Origin of the sequence: Raoultella sp., assembly GCF_039594335.1 — a bacterium.
Taxonomy (GTDB): Bacteria; Pseudomonadota; Gammaproteobacteria; order Enterobacterales; family Enterobacteriaceae; genus Klebsiella.
This window is the reverse complement of the sequence record NZ_JBCNNS010000036.1, coordinates 1-17,463: the sequence shown is the minus strand read 5'-3', so window position 1 is coordinate 17,463 and position 17,463 is coordinate 1. Positions and strand designations below refer to the sequence as shown.

The window sequence follows — 17,463 nt, the reverse complement described above, 5'->3', positions numbered from 1 at the left end:
AATCACATATATGGGCTCCCCCCGCCCGTACACTAGATTCCCATTACATTGTTATGAGGCAACGCCATGCACCCACGTTTTCACGCTGCTCTTCCCCTTCTGGCGGCAGACCTGCAAGCGGCCATCGCCCCGATGCTGAACGACCCGCACTTCCCGGCTTTACTGGATGCCGGTCAGGTCGCTACTCTGCGAAACGCAACAGGCCTCGATGAAGACGCGCTGGCCTTTGCGTTGCTGCCGATTGCGGCAGCCTGTGCGCGCGCCGACCTTTCCCATTTTAATGTTGGCGCCATCGCCCGCGGCATTAGCGGAACCTGGTATTTTGGCGGCAACATGGAGTTCCTCGGCGCCACAATGCAGCAAACCGTGCACGCGGAACAAAGCGCCATTAGCCACGCCTGGCTGCGCGGCGAACGGTCGCTCAAGGCCATTACCGTCAACTACACCCCCTGCGGCCATTGCCGTCAGTTTATGAATGAACTGAACAGTAGCCAGGTCCTGCGTATTCATCTGCCGGGCCGCGAAGCGCATTCGCTGCAGCACTATCTGCCGGATGCCTTCGGTCCGAAGGATCTGGAGATTAAAACGCTGCTGATGGATCAACAGGATCATGGTTTCCCGCTGACCGGCGACATCCTGGCGCAGGCGGCTATTCAGGCCGCCAACCGCTGCCATATGCCATACAGCCACTCGCCTTCCGGCGTCGCGCTGGAGTTGAAAGACGGCACCATTTTCGCCGGTAGCTATGCGGAAAACGCGGCGTTTAACCCGACGCTGCCGCCGCTACAAGGGGCGCTCAATCTGCTGAGTCTTAACGGCTATGACTATCCGGATATTCAGCGCGCTATTCTGGCTGAGAAAGCCGATGCGGCGCTGATTCAATGGGATGCGACCGTCGCAACGCTGAAAGCATTAGGTTGTCAGAATATTGATCGCGTCCTGCTCGGCTAATTTTGCCGTCATGCGGGCCCCATCGGCCCGCATTGTTGAAAATCCCGGCAATTAAACGATGGTTTCTTGCTCTTGCCCGGCGGGTAAAGTAGCCTGATAGCTCCATTGTCCACATGAGTCAGGTGAATGTTAAAGCGTGTGTTATACAGCCTGTTAGTCCTGTTCGGCCTGCTGCTGTTGACCGTGCTGGGTCTTGACCGTTGGATGAGCTGGAAAACCGCTCCATATATCTATGATGAACTCCAGGATCTGCCCTACCGCCAGGTTGGGGTCGTGCTCGGTACCGCCAAGTACTATCGCACCGGAGTGATTAATCAATATTATCGTTATCGTATCCAGGGTGCGCTGAACGCTTACAATAGCGGTAAGGTGAACTACCTGCTGCTGAGCGGTGATAATGCGCTGCAAAGCTACAACGAACCGATGACCATGCGCCGCGATTTAATCAAAGGTGGCGTCGACCCCGCCGATATCGTGCTCGATTATGCCGGGTTCCGTACCCTCGATTCTATCGTGCGCACCCGGAAGGTTTTCGATACTAACGACTTTATTATCATTACCCAGCGCTTCCACTGCGAACGGGCGCTGTTTATCGCCCTGCATATGGGAATTCAGGCGCAGTGCTACGCGGTGCCTTCGCCGAAGGATATGTGGAGCGTGCGTTTACGTGAGTTTGGCGCCCGCTTTAGCGCGCTGGCGGATCTCTACGTTTTCAAACGCGAACCCCGCTTTTTAGGGCCACTGATTCCGATTCCGACGTTGCAGGAAGTGCCTGAAGGGGCGCAGTCCTATCCTGCCGTAACGCCAGAACAGCTGCTGGAACTGCAAAAGAGTAAGTGACGGGCCATTGATGACGACACGCTTTCGAGCGATGCATGCCTACGGTGTCGTCCCCCTTCCCCAAGGGTCGCCTTGCGCGGTAAGTCATTTATTGTGGCCTGGTTGAGGTAAACGGTCGTTCGTCGTTCGGGCGCAGTACCGCGCTAAGCGCAGTCCCCCTGCAACCTGCCGGAGACCACGACAGCAACCCGCCACTTACACTCAGGCCGTCGTAAAAATGGCCAAAAAAAGCCCGCGCAAATGGCGCGGGCTGGATAGCAACGGACAATTATTTTTTGCGCGCGTATTTCAACGAATCCAGCGCTACGGCGAAGATAATGATCGCCCCTTTGATGATGTATTGCCAGTAAGGGTTTACGCCGATATAGGTCAGGCCATAGTTGATAACGGTGAAAATAATTACCCCGGTCACCACGCCAAGCACCGTACCCACGCCACCACTGAACGACACGCCGCCGACGACGCAGGCCGCAATTGCATCCAGCTCATACATAAAGCCGAGGTTGTTGGTAGCCGAACCGATACGGCCAGCCTCCAGCAGACCGCCAAAAGCATAGAACACACCAGACAGGGCATAGATCATCAGCAGGTTCAACGCCACGTTCACACCTGAAACTTTGGCCGCTTCCGGGTTACCGCCGATGGCAAAAATGTTTTTACCAAAACGAGTTTTATTCCACAGGATCCACACGAAGAAGACCGCAATCGCTGCGTAGAACGTAATGTACGACAGGCGGAACGACCCCAGCGCAACAAAACCTTGCGCGAAGTGCGAGAAGTGGCTGTCAAAACCGGAAATGGGCGATGCGCCGACAAAATCGTAGTACAGGGAGTTGATGCCATAGACAATGATCATCGTACCGAGGGTAGTGATAAACGGCGTCACGTTCAGATAAGCGATAATAATCCCGTTAATCAACCCGATAACCGCACCGATCGCGCAGACCAGCAGGATCACCAGCGGAATAGGCATCGTCGCCATATCGGGAAATACCTTGTTGGCATTGTCGACAGCCTGGAGCATGGTAGCGGCGATAACGGCCGCCAGCCCGACCTGACGACCGGCAGAGAGGTCGGTACCCTGGGTCACAATCAGCCCGGCCACGCCGAGCGCGATAATAATACGCACCGAAGACTGAGTCAGGATGTTACTCAAGTTCAGCAAACTTAAGAACGTGGGATCCTGGAAAATAATAATGGCCAGCAAAACCAACAGAACAACGTAAATCCCACCGTCTTTCAGGTACGTGAGAAAACTTTTTTTATTTAACGCACTCATGAGAAGCCCCTGCTCTTAAAGATGCAACGACGCAAGACGTAAAATTTCGTTCTGCGTAGTAGTTTTTGTCTCAACAATTCCGGCAACGAGACCATTGCTCATAACCAGAATACGGTCGGTAATACCCAGCAGCTCCGGCATCTCGGAGGAAATAATGATGATCCCTTTATTTTTCTTTGCCAGCTCAGCAATCAGCTGATAAATTTCGAACTTCGCGCCAACGTCAATCCCACGCGTGGGTTCATCAAGCATCAGAATTTCCGGCTGGGTTAATAGCCAGCGACCAATAATAACCTTTTGCTGGTTACCACCGGACAACGAACCAATTTGTGTATGCTGGCCGGGGGTTTTCACGCGCATCGAGTCAATAACCCACTGGGTATCGCTTTTCATGCGGGAATTGTCCAGCAGACCCACCTTGTTTTTATATTTCTTAATATTGGAGATCAGCGAGTTAAAGCCGATATCCAGATAAGCATAAATACCGGTGGAACGGCGTTCTTCGGTGACTAACGCAAAACCATGGTTAATGGCTTCATTCGCACTATGGTTATTGATCTTCTTGCCATGCAGCGTAATCGTGCCGCCTGATTTTTCGCGGATACCGAAAAGCGTTTCGACAATATCGGTACGTTTAGCGCCCACCAACCCGGCGATACCGAGGATCTCCCCCTGACGCAGATCGAAAGAGACATCTCGAATCGATGGCTGACGCAGCGAAGTCAGGTTGCGTACTTCCAGAATGGTCTCACCCGGTGTGTTGTGCTTCTCCGGGAAACGCTGGGTTAAGGAGCGCCCCACCATCATGGCGATGATCTTATCCATATCCAGACCTTCCAGCGACTGGGTGGCAATCCACTGACCATCACGCAAAACCGTTATTTCATCGCACAACTGGAAGATCTCTTCCATCTTGTGAGAAATATAGACAATGCCGCAGCCACGTTCTTTCAGCTTACGGATAATCTTAAACAAATGATTAACTTCTTTCTCGGTCAATGATGACGTAGGCTCATCCATAATGACGATTTTCGCGTCATAAGAAAATGCCTTGGCGATTTCAATCATCTGCATTTGCGATACTGATAACGTGCCGACGCGGGCGCGCGGATCGATATCAATATCCAGTTCATCAAATATCCCTTTGGTATCGAGATACATTTTTTCCTGATCGACAAACATACCTTTGGTGGGATAACGTCCCAGCCACATGTTGTCCATCACTGAACGTTGCAATACCAGGTTTAACTCCTGGTGAACCATTGAAATACCGTTTTCCAGCGCTTCTTTCGCTGAATGGAAATCGATCTCTTTCCCCTGAAAAAGAATACTACCGGAATCTTTTTGATAGATTCCAAAAAGGCATTTTAATAATGTCGATTTACCCGCACCGTTCTCTCCCATCAATGCATGAATAGAATGAGGACGGACTTTCAGATTGACATTATCAAGTGCCTTGACGCCAGGAAACGATTTGTTGATATTGCTCATTTCCAACAAGAATTCGCCTGACCGTTCGCTATTATTGCTGACCATAGTTGTACCTGGCTGCGTTCATGCACACCCCAACCGACGCATTCGCGTCGTCATCAGGGTCGGGTTCTGTATCAGGAATAATCGGGCGTGAATATCCGGGATATTTCAGGTTGCCGCAGCATTCGCTTTTCGGCAACCCGAACAGTGCCAGGGAGAGCTCTCACGCCCGTAACTCAATAATTATTTACCGATAAACTGGCTCAGATTGTCTTTATCTACGCCAACATAAGGTACGCGGACAATCTTATTCTCAATCTTCCAGTTAGTACCCGCTGCCGCTTCTTTACCATCGGCCAGGTTTTTCGCCAGATCGAAGGTTGCTTTCGCCTGGTTGTTAGCATCGTTCAGCACGGTACCGGCCATAGCGCCAGATTTTACCAGCGCCAGCGCTTCAGGCAGGGCATCGACGCCGAATACCGGAATACTGCTCTTATTATGAGCCTTCAGGGCTTCAACCGCGCCCATTGCCATCGCATCGTTGTTGGCGATAACCACTTCAATCTTGTTGGCGTTCGGGCCAGACAGCCAGGCATCCATTTTATCTTTCGCCTGAGCGGTATCCCACATCGCGGTGTCCATCTGCAGTTGCTGAGTCTTCAGACCTTTGTCATTCAGCTCTTTAATCACGTAGGTGGTACGCGCTTCAGCATCCGGGTGACCCGGTTCGCCTTTCAGCAGGACATATTGAATCTGACCGTCTTTGTTCAAATCCCAGTTCGGATTGGCTTTCCAGTGCTTGGCAATCAGGTCGCCCTGAATAATCCCGGACTCTTTGGAGTCAGTACCGACGTAGAAGGCTTTGTCATAGCTGTCCAGTGCTTTGCGGGACGGCTCTTTGTTAAAGAACACCACCGGCACGTTCTGGCCGCGCGCTTTTTCGATAACGGTGCCAGCCGCTGCCGGGTCCACCAGGTTAATCGCCAGCGCCTTCACCCCTTTTGCCAGCAGGACGTCAATCTGATCGTTCTGTTTGGACTGGTCATTCTGCGAGTCATTCATCAGCAGCTGAACGTCTGGTGCTGATTTGCCATCTTTCTCAATCGCCTTGCGCACGACCGACATAAAGTTGTCGTCATATTTATAAATGGTTACACCGATGCGGGTATCCGCAGCGTGTGCCGCGGCACCAAATAACATGCCAGCCATAACAGCAGACAGAGTTAACACCTTCTTATTCATGGAATCTCCGGTTTTATTATGCAGGGTCGTTGGTGTGAAAATAGTCGGCGGGGACTTGTTGCATTACTGTTACCGCACAACAACATTCACGACTGTAAATTCTCTCTTCCGTGTAGGGTAACGCTCCAGAAATACGACTTTATTAAGCGTTTAGCGCCTTATTCCTACGGTAAAAGTGATTAATCACCGTGACAGAGTGGTTCAGACTAGTAAACGAGGCCATCATAATCAGTTGAATGTTAATATACTGTGAATTTACTCACAGATTGAAAGCGGTTACATAAGACACATCATCAGTTAGTGATCGGCCCCGCAATTTGCCGCGGCATCACCGAGTGACGGCGTACCAGCGTCGGCATAAAGCAATGACGCGCTTCATGATCCAGTTTGCCTGCCGCCCCCAGCAGCGCCAGCTCCGTTGCCAGCTTCGCCATTGACATGACTGGATAGCGCACGGTCGTCAGCTGTGGGTCGGTGTAACGAGAAATCGGGATGTCGTCAAAGCCGATAAGCGACAAATGCTGCGGTACCGCAATGCCATTATCTTTGAGCGTCGTCAGCGCTCCCGCCGCCATGCTGTCATTGTAAGCAAAGACCGCGGTCAGGCCTAAATTGCGCCCCAGCAGCTCAACCATAGCCGCCTCTCCACCCTGCATATCCGGCGTGCCTGAGCCGATCCAGCTGTCTGGCGCGATAATGTTTTGTTCCTGTAACGCCTTAAACCACCCTTCCCGTCGCATATCGTCATCTTCGATGCCGTGGTTTGAAGAGAGGTAGCCTATTCGCTGGTGGCCGTGGTTCAGCAGCATCCGCGTGGCCATCAGTGCCCCGCTGACGTTATCCAGCCCCACGCAGCGATGCGCGTAGCCGGGTACGATACGGTTAATCAGCACCATCCCCGGAATATGCTCCATAAAGTCGCCAAGCTCTGCATCGCTGAGGGCTTTGGAATGGACGATCAACGCAGAACAGCGCTGGCGAATCAGCACCTCGATGGCATGACGCTCTTTTTCCGCCTCATGATAGCTATTGCCGATCAACACATATTTCTGATGCTGCTGAGCGACCGTATCCACCGCTTTCACCAGCGCGCCGAAAAAGGCATCCGACACATCCATCACCACCACGCCAATGGTGTCGCTGACCTGCGTCGCCAGCGCCTGCGCATTGGCGTTCGGCCGATAGCCCAGTTGCGTTACCGCTTTCATTACATTTTCCCGCGTATCCGGGCTCACCAGCGCGCTGTTGTTCAGTACGCGCGAGACGGTGGCCACAGAAACGCCCGCCTGACGGGCGACATCACGAATGGTGATCATGCTTACCGCCCTTAAGAGAATTGCAATACGTCACACCCACCTCCTGTGTTCAGCAAGGTGGTTATTCTGGCAGCGACATGCTGCACGCTACGTGAGTGATGTCACAAGGCTGGAAACGGTTACATCCGTTTTGTTAATGATTGTGATCTAGATCGTTATCTGGATGTGTTTTTTAGTGATGTCCCTGACGCACGCAGGGTTAACTGACGCCATAGCCATTCCACCGGCCCCTGACGGAAATGACGTAGCCAAAAGAGAGAAAAGGTGAGATTTACCGCCCAGACCGGCACAACGAAAGCCAGCAGCTGCAGACGGTCAAATTTCATAAACAGGCCAAATCGGTAAAATATGGTAGTACAAATGAGCGTTTGCAGCAGATAGTTCGTTAGCGCCATCCGCCCGACGCAGGCGATGGCCCCCACCAGCCGCAGCCTGCACAGCTGTGGCCAGAAGCCCCATGCCAGCGAGGCATAGCCGATGGTTTGTAACGGCGCCCCCAACTCGCGAGGCGCCTGTAACAGGAACGCACACCAGCGTGGATTCCACCCCAGATGCCACTGGGCAAAAATAGCCGGCAAATTGACGAACATACCGGCAACAATCAGCAGCGCACCGGTGCGGCGATAGTGGCTGAGTCTAAACTGCCCTTTTAACCAGCCGCTACGCATCAGCGCCGCCCCCATCAGCATCATCCCCGCCAGCTGCCAGCCGTACTGAGCCCCCAGCGCCAGCAGGTTATCGGAGAGCATATCGGCACGATTGCTGACCGCCTCCAGTCCGCCGTTCAGCTTCCAGTATTGCTCATACTGTAAATTCGCCGCATCGGGCACCCATGAACGGTTCGCCGCATTGCCAGAAATCATGCCGAGCAGCACGAGCACTGCAACGCCGATAACGTAGAGCACGACGCCGGTGTTAAACAGCGTTTTGATGTGATGTGCATCGCGTACCATGCGCCACGCCACCAGCCCCACTAGCGCATAAGCCAGCAGGATATCGCCATCCCAGAAAAACAGACCGTGGATAAAGCCCAGTAGCGCCAGCAGCGTCAGGCGTGACTGGATCCAGCGCTTGCCGCGAGGCAGCAGCATCTGTAGTCCGGCGCCAAACAGCAAGGCAAACAACGTCAGGAATTTGACCTGCGCAAAGAGATCGAGAATCGCCCACGTCCAGGCGTCACTGAAGGAGATGCTCCCGGACCACGCCGGGTTGAGGTAAGCGGCCTTCGGCAAGCCGAAGGCACTGATATTCAGAAGCAGGATCCCGAGGATGGCGACGCCGCGCACAAAGTCCAGCGTGACATTTCGCTCCATCAGCCCTGCCCCGTATCTTTAGTTAGTGTGGTGTCGTACGGCGCGCAGGAACTCCTGGCGAGTATTCTGGCTGGATTTAAACAGGCCGCCCAGTGAGGTTGTCGTCGTGGCGCTGGTGGCATCACGGATGCCGCGCGCTTTGACGCAGTAATGCACCGCATCGATGGATACCGCAACGTTGCTGGTACCCAGCAGCGTCTGCAGCGCTGTTAAAATCTGCTGAGTCAGTCGCTCCTGCACCTGAGGCCGCTGAGAGAAGAACTGCACGATACGGTTGATTTTCGACAGACCGATGACCGAATCTTTCGGAATATAGGCCACCGTCGCTTTACCATCAATCGTGACGAAGTGGTGTTCACAGGTGCTGGTCAAGGTAATATCGCGCACGGTGACCATTTCATCGACCTGCATCTTGTTTTCGATAACGGTGATTTTTGGGAACCTGGCATAGTCCAGCCCGGAAAAAATCTCATCGACGTACATTTTCGCGATACGTCGTGGCGTTTCCATCAGACTGTCATCAGTTAGATCAAGATTCAGCAGTTGCATAATCTCGGTCATGTGTCCGGCAATCAAGCTCTTGCGAGTTTCATTATCAATTTCTTGTACTCGCGGACGCAACGGCGTCTCCAGCCCACGAGCGACCAGCGCTTCATGAACGAGTATGGCTTCTTTACTCAATACTGACATTTAGGTTCTCCTGCAGGTGTGGCGCGCTTTGCTCTTCTGCGGGCAAAGTTCGTATTCATTGTGCGTGAGGTGGCACACATAATCCAGTAGCCGAAACGATAATTATTGAAATTCGCGTGAGCTATTGATCCCTCGCGACGGGTCTCGCTTGTCGCTGATTAAACTCGCCCTCCCCGTCTTTCACACAGTCACTTATCGCCACGCGGGATTGCGCCGTTTCCGGCGAGCGGCCAGCCTCGGGCACGTTGGCTAAAAGTTGCATTAATGATGCAATATGTTCCTCAAAGGAGGAAGTGAAAGTTGCTCACAGGTAGATGAAATATCTGTATTATGACCTGACACCCGCATTTACCTTCCTGAGGAGCCCTGCATGGAATTGCTTGAAGAGCATCGCTGTTATGAAGGTCGGCAGCAACGCTGGCGGCACGACTCCAGTACCCTGAACTGTGCAATGACGTTCAGCATTTTTTTACCTCCCCCACGCGATGAGACGCCGCCGCCGGTGCTCTACTGGCTGTCGGGGCTGACCTGCAATGATGAAAACTTCACCACCAAAGCAGGCGCCCAGCGTGTCGCCGCCGAACTCGGACTTGTGCTGGTCATGCCGGATACCAGCCCTCGCGGCGATGATGTCGCCGACGATAGCGGCTGGGATCTGGGCAAAGGCGCAGGTTTTTACCTGAATGCCAGCCAAGCGCCGTGGTCTGCGCATTTCCGTATGTACGACTACCTGCGTGACGAACTGCCGCAGCTCATCCGTTCGCAGTTTAACGTCAGCGAGCGCTGCGCTATCAGCGGCCACTCGATGGGCGGGCACGGCGCGCTGATCATGGCGCTGAAAAATCCGGGTCGTTTTACCAGCGTTTCCGCTTTCGCGCCCATTGTTAACCCTGCGCAGGTTCCCTGGGGGCAAAAAGCATTTACCGCCTATCTGGACGCCGATGAGTCGGCATGGCAGGCGTGGGACAGTTGCGCATTAATGCAAGCCAGCCAGCCCGCTGACGCCATTCCGACGCTGATAGACCAGGGTGATAACGACACCTTCCTCGCTCTGCAACTCCAACCGGCGGTACTGGCGGAGTGCGCACGGCAGAAAGCGTGGCCACTAACTTTGAGAATTCAGCCCGGCTACGATCACAGCTACTATTTCATCGCTTCATTTATCGAAGATCATCTGCGTTTTCACGCCCGCTATCTGCTGGCCTGACTTCCTGCCGGTGTGCCGCAGTCTCGGTCGCGGCGCACCGTTTCTCTCTTGCCCGGCAACCGCGCAACGCATGGGTCATTCAACCATTACCGTTTCTTTATTCTTCGGATGAACACCAGATTTTATCGTCTTCAATCATCATAATCGTTCTGAGGTGCGGTTTAGGAAATCATCCATGCTGATAGAGAACGGCAACCTCTCCCTAAGGGATACGCTCTTTCGCACTGTGCCTGTTCACCTGATAATGACACCAGCACATGGAAAAGCATCTGCAAAAACGATAACCGTCGGCATTCTGCAAACGCCAACGGCGGCGTAAGGTCAGGCCATGATTATGCAAAGCGCCGCTTCCCGGCGGCCAAAGGCTTTTCCAGGGGCAGACAGGATTTGCCATCTGCCCTCTTTCCGTTTCGATCAGAAGCGGTAGTCCACGGCCATAAAGTAGCGACGGCCTTCTTCGGTATAGCTATAGTCGTCGCGGCTCAGATCTTTATCCGCGACGTTCAGCACGCCTGAACGCAGCTTCACGCTCTTTGTCACCTGCCATGCCGCACCGATATCAAACATGGTGTAACCGCCTGGAGTTTTCGAGGTGGCGCTGACTGCACGCTGCTCGCCGGTATAATTCGCGGTGACGTAGAAGGACCAGTCACCCAGCGGCTTCCAGTCCAGCGTCCCGTTTGCGGTGTGGAACGGCAGCGATTGCAGCGGTTTGTCGCCACCGTTGCTGAGATCGCGGCCATCGTTGTAGGTGTAGTTCACCGTTAGTTTCCACTCGTCGCCGAACGGCACTTTGACTTCGGTTTCCACCCCTTTGATGCGTGCTTTATTCACATTGAAATAGCGGAAGATCGGTACGCGTTTGCCGTTGACCGTTTTCCAGCCGACAAAGTTCGGGTAGCCCGGCGCTTCGCTGGCGCTGGCGGTTCGCAGAATATCGATCATATCGTCGACATTATTCTGGAAGGTGGTCACACTGCCTTCGACACCGTCCAGCAGCCCTTCTTCACCACGGTAGTACAGGCCAAGCTCGAAGCTTTCGCTGGTTTCCGGCTTCAGATCCGGGTTACCGACGATGCTGCACGAGCCCCGGCAGGAGTTGGTGGTCCAGTCTGGGTTCAGCTGCAGCAGCGACGGCGCTTTAAAGGCCGTCGCCCAACCGCCTTTTACGGTGACCGTATCGGTTGCGTTATAGACGAGGTAAGCACGCGGGCTCCAGTGATCGCCGTAGGTTTGATGGTCGTCCATACGAATGCCGGTGGTCAGGGCCAGCGGTTCGAAAATACGCCACTCATCCTCAACAAACAGCGCGTACTGGCTGGCAGAAGTGGATTTTCCGCCGCTGCTCAGATTGATCGGATCTTTCAACTGATCGTGTCGCCATTCTCCGCCGAAGATCAGCAACTGGTTAATCATTCCCAGCGGCAACACGTACTTACCGTCAACGGCATGGCTTTCAGAGGTGATGGTGCCATCCTGACCCGGGTTTTTGTTATCGACTTTTTCGCCATAAAACTTCAGTTCGCTACTGCCGACATCCCAACGGCCGTTATGGCTCAGGGAGTAGTTCTGGCGTTCCAGCCGGTTGCGGTCGAGGGAGTCGGAATCACGATCCTGGCGATCGAAGCCATAGCCTGCGGTGATATCCTGGTTATCGGTCGGCGTCCAGGCAAACTCAACATTGCCATCGCGGCTGGTAAAACCTTCAATACGCGGCGTTTCGCCGGCGGCATTGCTGGAGGATTGCGGATCGTCTTTCGCGCGTTTTGCCAGGTTGCCATAAGCTTTCATCCCTAGCACGCCGTCAATCAGCGGACCGCTGGTAAAGAACTGGCCGTTGTAAGTATCACCGCGATCGCGATGTTCCTGAATCGTGGTATCGACGCTCAGGGTCCCGGCCCACTTCTGGCCGACTTTTTTGGTGATGATGTTCACCACCCCACCGAGGGCGTCGGAACCATAGAGGGAGGACATCGGCCCGCGGACCACTTCAATACGCTCGATGGCATCGACCGGAATCCAGTTTAAATCGAAATCGTTATGGCGGAAGACCGCGTTGCGCGAGTTGACGCGTTTGCCATCGACCAGAATCAGCGTATACCTGCTGTCGAGGCCGCGAATGCTGACCCCCTTGCGGTTATCACCTTCGTTGGTGAGTTGCACACCTGGCACGTCGCGCAGGACATCTTTCAGGTTCTGGACCGGGCGGCGCTGCAGATCTTGCTGAGTAATGACGCTGATACTGGCTGGAGCATCTTGTACGCTCTGTTCAGTCGCCGCGGCGGTGACGACCAGCGTTTCTTCATTCACTTCGGCCAGGGCCGGGAACGCCAGCGATACGACGGATGCGCACAATCCCGCCCGGAAAAAAGGGTTTAACCTGAACATTCCATATCTCCATGAGGTCTATAACGAATCAAACAAAAGGGGCAATTAACAGGTGCTGTCGGCGCACCGCTCATTGGCGATCCGCGCGGTCTTTTTTACAGTTGACGTGGCTGGTCGCCCCTTGCGGTAGATCACAACTGGCAAGACAGGGAGATTGGCTTCATCCTGATTTTCACGGAGATGATAAAGATAAAGATAATGATTTCTATTATCAATTAAATCATGAAAAAATGTATCAGTTTGTAAGGAAACACAGATATAAAAAAACCCTCAATAAAAGAGGGTTTAACGAGAACGATTAAAGCCAGCGTTGGCCGTCAGCCCTTAAATCGCTGCGGGAACTTCATTTCGCTATAGCGAACGAAACGGGTCCCTTTTGCCAGCTTATAACCAAACCAGATCACCAGGAACAACGGAATACCGATGTAGGTTGCGGCCACACCGCCCCAGTCGATGGTGTCTTTCAGAAACGCTTCATAATTCTGGCCAAGCGTGATAATCAGACACAGCACGAAGGCAAAGATCGGCCCCAACGGGAAGAACCCTGAACGATACGGCAGATTGTTCACATCGTTGCCCTGCAGCACATAGCCGCGACGGAAACGATAGTGGCTGATGGCGATCCCCAGCCAGGCGATGAAACCGGTCATCCCGGAGGTATTTAACAACCACAGATAAACGGTCTGGTTACCAAACATTGAGCTCAGGAAGCACAGTGCGGCAATCACCGTCGTGGCATACAACGCATTACGCGGCACGCCGCCACGGGACAGCTTCGAAAAGATGCGCGGGGCTTTACCATCGCAGGCCAGGGTATAGAGCATACGCGTTGACGCATACATTCCCGAGTTACCCGCCGACAGCACTGCCGTCAGGATAACCGCGTTCATGATCGCCGCCGCAGACAGCAGACCCGCATGCTGGAACACCAGAGTGAACGGGCTGACGGAGATGTCTTTCACGTCGTTACGCAACAGGCTCGGGTCGGTATACGGAATGATCAGACTGATAATCAAAATCGCGAACACATAGAACAGCAGGATACGCCAGAATACCTGGCGCACCGCGCGCGGAATATTCTTTTCCGGATTTTCCGATTCACCCGCCGCAATACCGATAAGCTCGGTGCCCTGGAACGAGAAGCCGACGATCATCGCCACGCCTATCATCGCGGAGAAACCACCGGCAAACGGCGCGTCATCTATGGCCCAGTTGCTCCAGCCCGCAGGCTGCGCGCCTTTAAAGATACCGACAATCATCATCACACCGACAACAATAAAGATAATGACGGTGGCCACTTTGATCAGCGAGAACCAGTATTCCGCTTCACCAAAACCTTTCACCGAGATCCAGTTCAGCAGGAACATAATGCCGAGGAACAGGGCGCTCCAGATCCAACCCGGCGTATCCGGGAACCAGTAGCTCATCACCAACTGAGATGCCACGAGGTCAACGGCGATGGTCACCGCCCAGTTATACCAGTAGTTCCAGCCCAGCGCGAAGCCAAAGCCCTCTTCGACATAGTTCTGACCGTAAGTGGCAAAGGAACCGGATACCGGCATATATGCCGCCAGTTCACCCAGGCTGGTCATCAGGAAGTAGACCATCAGACCGATCAGAATATAGGAAAGGAGTGCGCCGCCAGGGCCAGCCTGAGAAATAGTTGCACCAGATGCAACGAAAAGACCTGTACCGATGGAACCGCCAATAGCGATCATGGTCAAGTGGCGTGCCTTCAGTTCACGGCGTAGGCCGGGCGCTTCTGTGGTTTTAGTATCCGAAACCATGTGAAAATGCTATCCATCCAAAAAACGAGGCGAGATTGTAGCAGACGATCCGGGTTCTATCCGGTATAAATGCGAAGTTATAAGAGAGCTTCATGATCGACAGTGGATTATTAGTAAAGCGTGAATCCGCGGAAATGCCAGTCATAATATGCTGATCTCTCACGATAATACTCTTGCCCGCCACCGATGATTTACACCTGACAGTAGTGCAGAAAACGTTGTAATGCCTTGGAAATATGCTTTTGCCGGTGGTGAATCCGCCACAGGGTACGGGTCAAATTAGGCAGCGGTACCGACAGTTCAACCAGCGATCCTACTTCAAGCTGTTCGGCGATAACCCGTCGGGAGAGGCAGCTGATACCCAGACCGTGGCGCACAGCGTGTTTGATGGCTTCCGAATTGCCAAGTTCCATGCCCAGATGAAACGCCGGCAGGTGTGACAGCAGCAGATAGTCAACAATTTCGCGGGTACCGGAGCCATGTTCACGCAGGATCCACGGCGCTTCCGCCAGCCGTAGCAGCGTCACCTCCCCTTCCAGCAGCGGCGAATCCGGCGCGGCGAACACCACCAGTTCATCTTCCAGCCATGGCTCGGCGATAATGTCTGCCGCATGACATGGCCCTTCGATAAGCCCGATATCCACCCGCAGATCGGCTACTGCATTAATCACGTCCTGGCTATTGCCCACGCTCAGTTCCAGCGGCAAATCGGGAAAATCACGGCGATAGTGGGCGATAATTTCCGGCAGGATATAGTTGCCGATGGTGCTGCTGGCATAAACCCGGATCGCGCCATTGTCGCCGCGAAACAGCTGTTCAATCTCTAGCGCGCGCTCCAGTAACGCCAGCGCCCGCGGATAGAGAAGCCGGCCGTGTTCGTTTACCACCAGTCGCTTGCCGACGCGGTCAAACAGTTGCACCCCCAGTTGCCCTTCCAGATCGGTCAGCGCCGCGCTGACCGCTGATTGTGAAAGCGCCAGCATTTGTGACGCCTGGGTCGTTGACCCGCTTTTAAGCACTTCAGCAAACACTTCAAGCTGCCGTAGCGTGATATGCATAACTCATCCTGCCTTCATTTATATGCAGCGTGGCTCTCCGACAACCCGTCGATCGTGGGAATGCCACCACAAACGCGAAAATATTCGCCTGTACCCTAAATCATTCGAGTTGCGGGACAAAACGGTTAACCGTTTTGAACAACGCTTGCGCTGGCCCCAAAGGGGTGAGGCCGTAGGCCGAATCATGCGGCAAGAAAGCGAATCCCCTGTCACTGACTGGGGTGAGTGAGCGCAGCCAACGCACATGCAACTTGAAACATGACGCCTATACCACTTATTACGATTAATTATAAATATATAATCAATTTTATATTTAAGCCAGCACGTCGTAATCTTTACGCAGACAAAGGAGAAGGTTATGACAGCACTCACTTTACCGACTAAACATCGCACCCTATGGCACTTTACCCCGGGGCTCGCGCTGACCGCCGTTCTGACCGGCGCTGCGCTTTGGGCTGGTAGCTTTTCCGCTATCGCTGGCGCCGGCTTTAGCGCACTGACGCTGGCCATCTTATTCGGTATGGTCATCGGCAACACAATTTACCCTAAGCTCTGGCAATCCTGTGACGGCGGCGTGATCTTTGCCAAACAGTATCTGTTACGAGTCGGCATTATTTTATACGGTTTTCGCCTGACGTTCGCCCAAATCGCCGATGTCGGCGTCAGCGGTATCGCCATCGACGTCCTGACGCTGACCAGCACCTTTTTTATCGCCTGTGTCCTCGGGCAGAAGGTCTTCGGCCTGGACAAACAAACCAGCTGGCTGATTGGCGCCGGTAGCAGCATCTGCGGCGCCGCCGCGATTCTGGCTACCGAACCGGTCGTCAAGGCGGAAGCCAGTAAAGTGACCGTCGCGGTGGCCACGGTAGTGATTTTCGGTACTCTGGCTATCTTCCTCTATCCGGCGATGTACCCGATGCTGGCGCACGGGTTCTCTCCGGAAGCCTATGGCATCTATATGGGCTCCACAATGCATGAAGTTGCGCAGGTGGTGGCCGCAGGACATGCTATCAATCCGGATGCGGAAAACGCCGCGGTAATTGCGAAAATGCTGCGCGTGATGATGCTGGCTCCATTCCTGCTGTTCATCGCCGCTCGCGTCAAACAGCTGGCGCCAGAGGGTCAGGGAGAAAAAAGCAAAATCACTATTCCGTGGTTTGCTATCTTCTTTATCCTGGTCGCGGTGTTTAACTCTTTCCACCTGCTGCCAAAATCCGTCGTCGGGATGCTGGTGACGCTCGATACCGTACTGCTGGCGATGGCGATGGCCGCACTGGGGCTGACCACTCACGTCAGCGCGCTGAAAAAAGCCGGTGCTAAACCACTGCTGATGGCTTTGGTCCTGTTCGTCTGGCTGATCGTCGGCGGTGGCGCCATCAACCTGGTGATTCACAGCCTGATGGCATAACCCGGTGGTATGAACCTACGCTTTCGTTGATGTAACTCTCCAGTTAAGCCGCTATCATTACCCTCCCCCCAGCGGCTTAACTGGAGCTTTTTTATGAAATACATTGGAGCGCACGTCAGCGCCTCCGGCGGACTGGCCAATGCCGCCATTCGCGCCGCCGAAATCGACGCCACCGCCTTCGCGCTGTTTACCAAAAACCAGCGGCAATGGCGAGCTGCCCCGCTCAGCGACGAAACGATTGCTGAATTCAAAGCCGCCTGCGAAAAATACAGCTTTGGTCCCGGACAAATCCTGCCACACGACAGCTACCTGATTAACCTCGGCCACCCGGTTGAGGAGGCGCTGGAAAAATCTCGCGATGCCTTTATTGATGAACTGAGCCGTTGCCAGCAGCTCGGACTGACGCTGCTCAATTTCCATCCCGGTAGCCACCTGCAGCAGATACCAGAAGACGCGTGTCTGGCGCGTATTGCCGAGTCCATTAATATTGCGCTGGCTAAAACCGAAGGCG

The 17,463-nt window shown here is 53.9% G+C and carries 14 protein-coding genes; 5 read left to right on the top strand and 9 right to left on the bottom strand.

All coding sequences use genetic code 11. The features are described 5' to 3' along the window. The first annotated feature begins 66 nt into the window (after positions 1-66). Together cdd and sanA are read left to right on the top strand one after the other, a co-directional pair. Positions 67-951, top strand: a complete 885-nt coding sequence (gene cdd / locus ACZAHD_RS08820; protein ID WP_462456422.1) for a cytidine deaminase — start codon at positions 67-69, stop codon at positions 949-951. 126 nt (positions 952-1,077) lie between these two features. Beyond that, positions 1,078-1,791: an outer membrane permeability protein SanA gene (gene sanA / locus ACZAHD_RS08815; RefSeq protein ID WP_462456421.1), complete on the top strand. Its 714-nt coding sequence runs from the start codon at positions 1,078-1,080 to the stop codon at positions 1,789-1,791. Positions 1,792-2,059: 268 nt separating this feature from the next. Here sanA and mglC read toward each other — a convergent pair whose 3' ends face one another. The 6 genes from mglC to folE all read right to left on the bottom strand — a co-directional run bounded on the left by mglC (position 2,060) and on the right by folE (position 9,104). Then, entirely contained in the window at positions 2,060-3,070 is a 1,011-nt protein-coding gene (gene mglC, locus ACZAHD_RS08810; RefSeq protein ID WP_462456420.1) for a galactose/methyl galactoside ABC transporter permease MglC, read from the bottom strand. Positions 3,071-3,085: 15 nt separating this feature from the next. Next, the gene (gene mglA, locus ACZAHD_RS08805) at positions 3,086-4,606 is read right to left on the bottom strand and encodes a galactose/methyl galactoside ABC transporter ATP-binding protein MglA (RefSeq protein ID WP_462456419.1); all 1,521 of its coding nucleotides are present in this window, start codon (positions 4,604-4,606) and stop codon (positions 3,086-3,088) included. 180 nt (positions 4,607-4,786) lie between these two features. Beyond that, positions 4,787-5,785 carry a galactose/glucose ABC transporter substrate-binding protein MglB gene (mglB, locus tag ACZAHD_RS08800; RefSeq protein WP_462456418.1) on the bottom strand — a complete coding sequence of 333 codons (999 nt, stop codon included), beginning with the start codon at positions 5,783-5,785 and terminating at the stop codon, positions 4,787-4,789. Positions 5,786-6,078: 293 nt separating this feature from the next. After that, positions 6,079-7,101 carry an HTH-type transcriptional regulator GalS gene (gene galS / locus ACZAHD_RS08795; protein WP_462456417.1) on the bottom strand — a complete coding sequence of 341 codons (1,023 nt, stop codon included), beginning with the start codon at positions 7,099-7,101 and terminating at the stop codon, positions 6,079-6,081. A gap of 155 nt (positions 7,102-7,256) precedes the next feature. After that, on the bottom strand, positions 7,257-8,414 hold the full coding sequence (yeiB, locus tag ACZAHD_RS08790) for a DUF418 domain-containing protein YeiB (RefSeq protein ID WP_462456416.1): 1,158 nt from the start codon (positions 8,412-8,414) through the stop codon (positions 7,257-7,259). 18 nt (positions 8,415-8,432) lie between these two features. Then, a complete protein-coding gene (gene folE, locus ACZAHD_RS08785) occupies positions 8,433-9,104 on the bottom strand; it encodes a GTP cyclohydrolase I FolE (protein ID WP_462456415.1) in 672 nt (223 codons plus the stop codon). Positions 9,105-9,474: 370 nt separating this feature from the next. Here folE and fghA point away from each other — a divergent pair, with 370 nt between their 5' ends. Then, positions 9,475-10,311 (top strand): S-formylglutathione hydrolase, encoded by an 837-nt coding sequence (gene fghA / locus ACZAHD_RS08780; protein WP_462456414.1) that lies wholly within the window; start codon positions 9,475-9,477, stop codon positions 10,309-10,311. Between the two features lie 414 nt (positions 10,312-10,725). On the opposite strand, the gene cirA is transcribed toward fghA, so the two are convergent. The 3 genes from cirA to yieE all read right to left on the bottom strand — a co-directional run bounded on the left by cirA (position 10,726) and on the right by yieE (position 15,544). Further along, positions 10,726-12,699, bottom strand: a complete 1,974-nt coding sequence (cirA, locus tag ACZAHD_RS08775; RefSeq protein ID WP_462456413.1) for a catecholate siderophore receptor CirA — start codon at positions 12,697-12,699, stop codon at positions 10,726-10,728. A gap of 317 nt (positions 12,700-13,016) precedes the next feature. After that, the gene (locus ACZAHD_RS08770) at positions 13,017-14,486 is read right to left on the bottom strand and encodes an amino acid permease (protein WP_462456412.1); all 1,470 of its coding nucleotides are present in this window, start codon (positions 14,484-14,486) and stop codon (positions 13,017-13,019) included. A gap of 191 nt (positions 14,487-14,677) precedes the next feature. Then, positions 14,678-15,544 (bottom strand): DNA-binding transcriptional regulator YeiE, encoded by an 867-nt coding sequence (gene yieE, locus ACZAHD_RS08765; RefSeq protein ID WP_462456411.1) that lies wholly within the window; start codon positions 15,542-15,544, stop codon positions 14,678-14,680. Between the two features lie 358 nt (positions 15,545-15,902). On the opposite strand from yieE, the gene ACZAHD_RS08760 reads away from it, so the two are divergent. Both ACZAHD_RS08760 and ACZAHD_RS08755 read left to right on the top strand, forming a co-directional pair. After that, positions 15,903-16,952 carry a YeiH family protein gene (locus ACZAHD_RS08760; RefSeq protein ID WP_462456410.1) on the top strand — a complete coding sequence of 350 codons (1,050 nt, stop codon included), beginning with the start codon at positions 15,903-15,905 and terminating at the stop codon, positions 16,950-16,952. Positions 16,953-17,045: 93 nt separating this feature from the next. Further along, positions 17,046-17,463, top strand: a 418-nt coding sequence (locus ACZAHD_RS08755; protein ID WP_462456409.1) for a deoxyribonuclease IV, incomplete at its 3' end; no start/stop codon positions are given.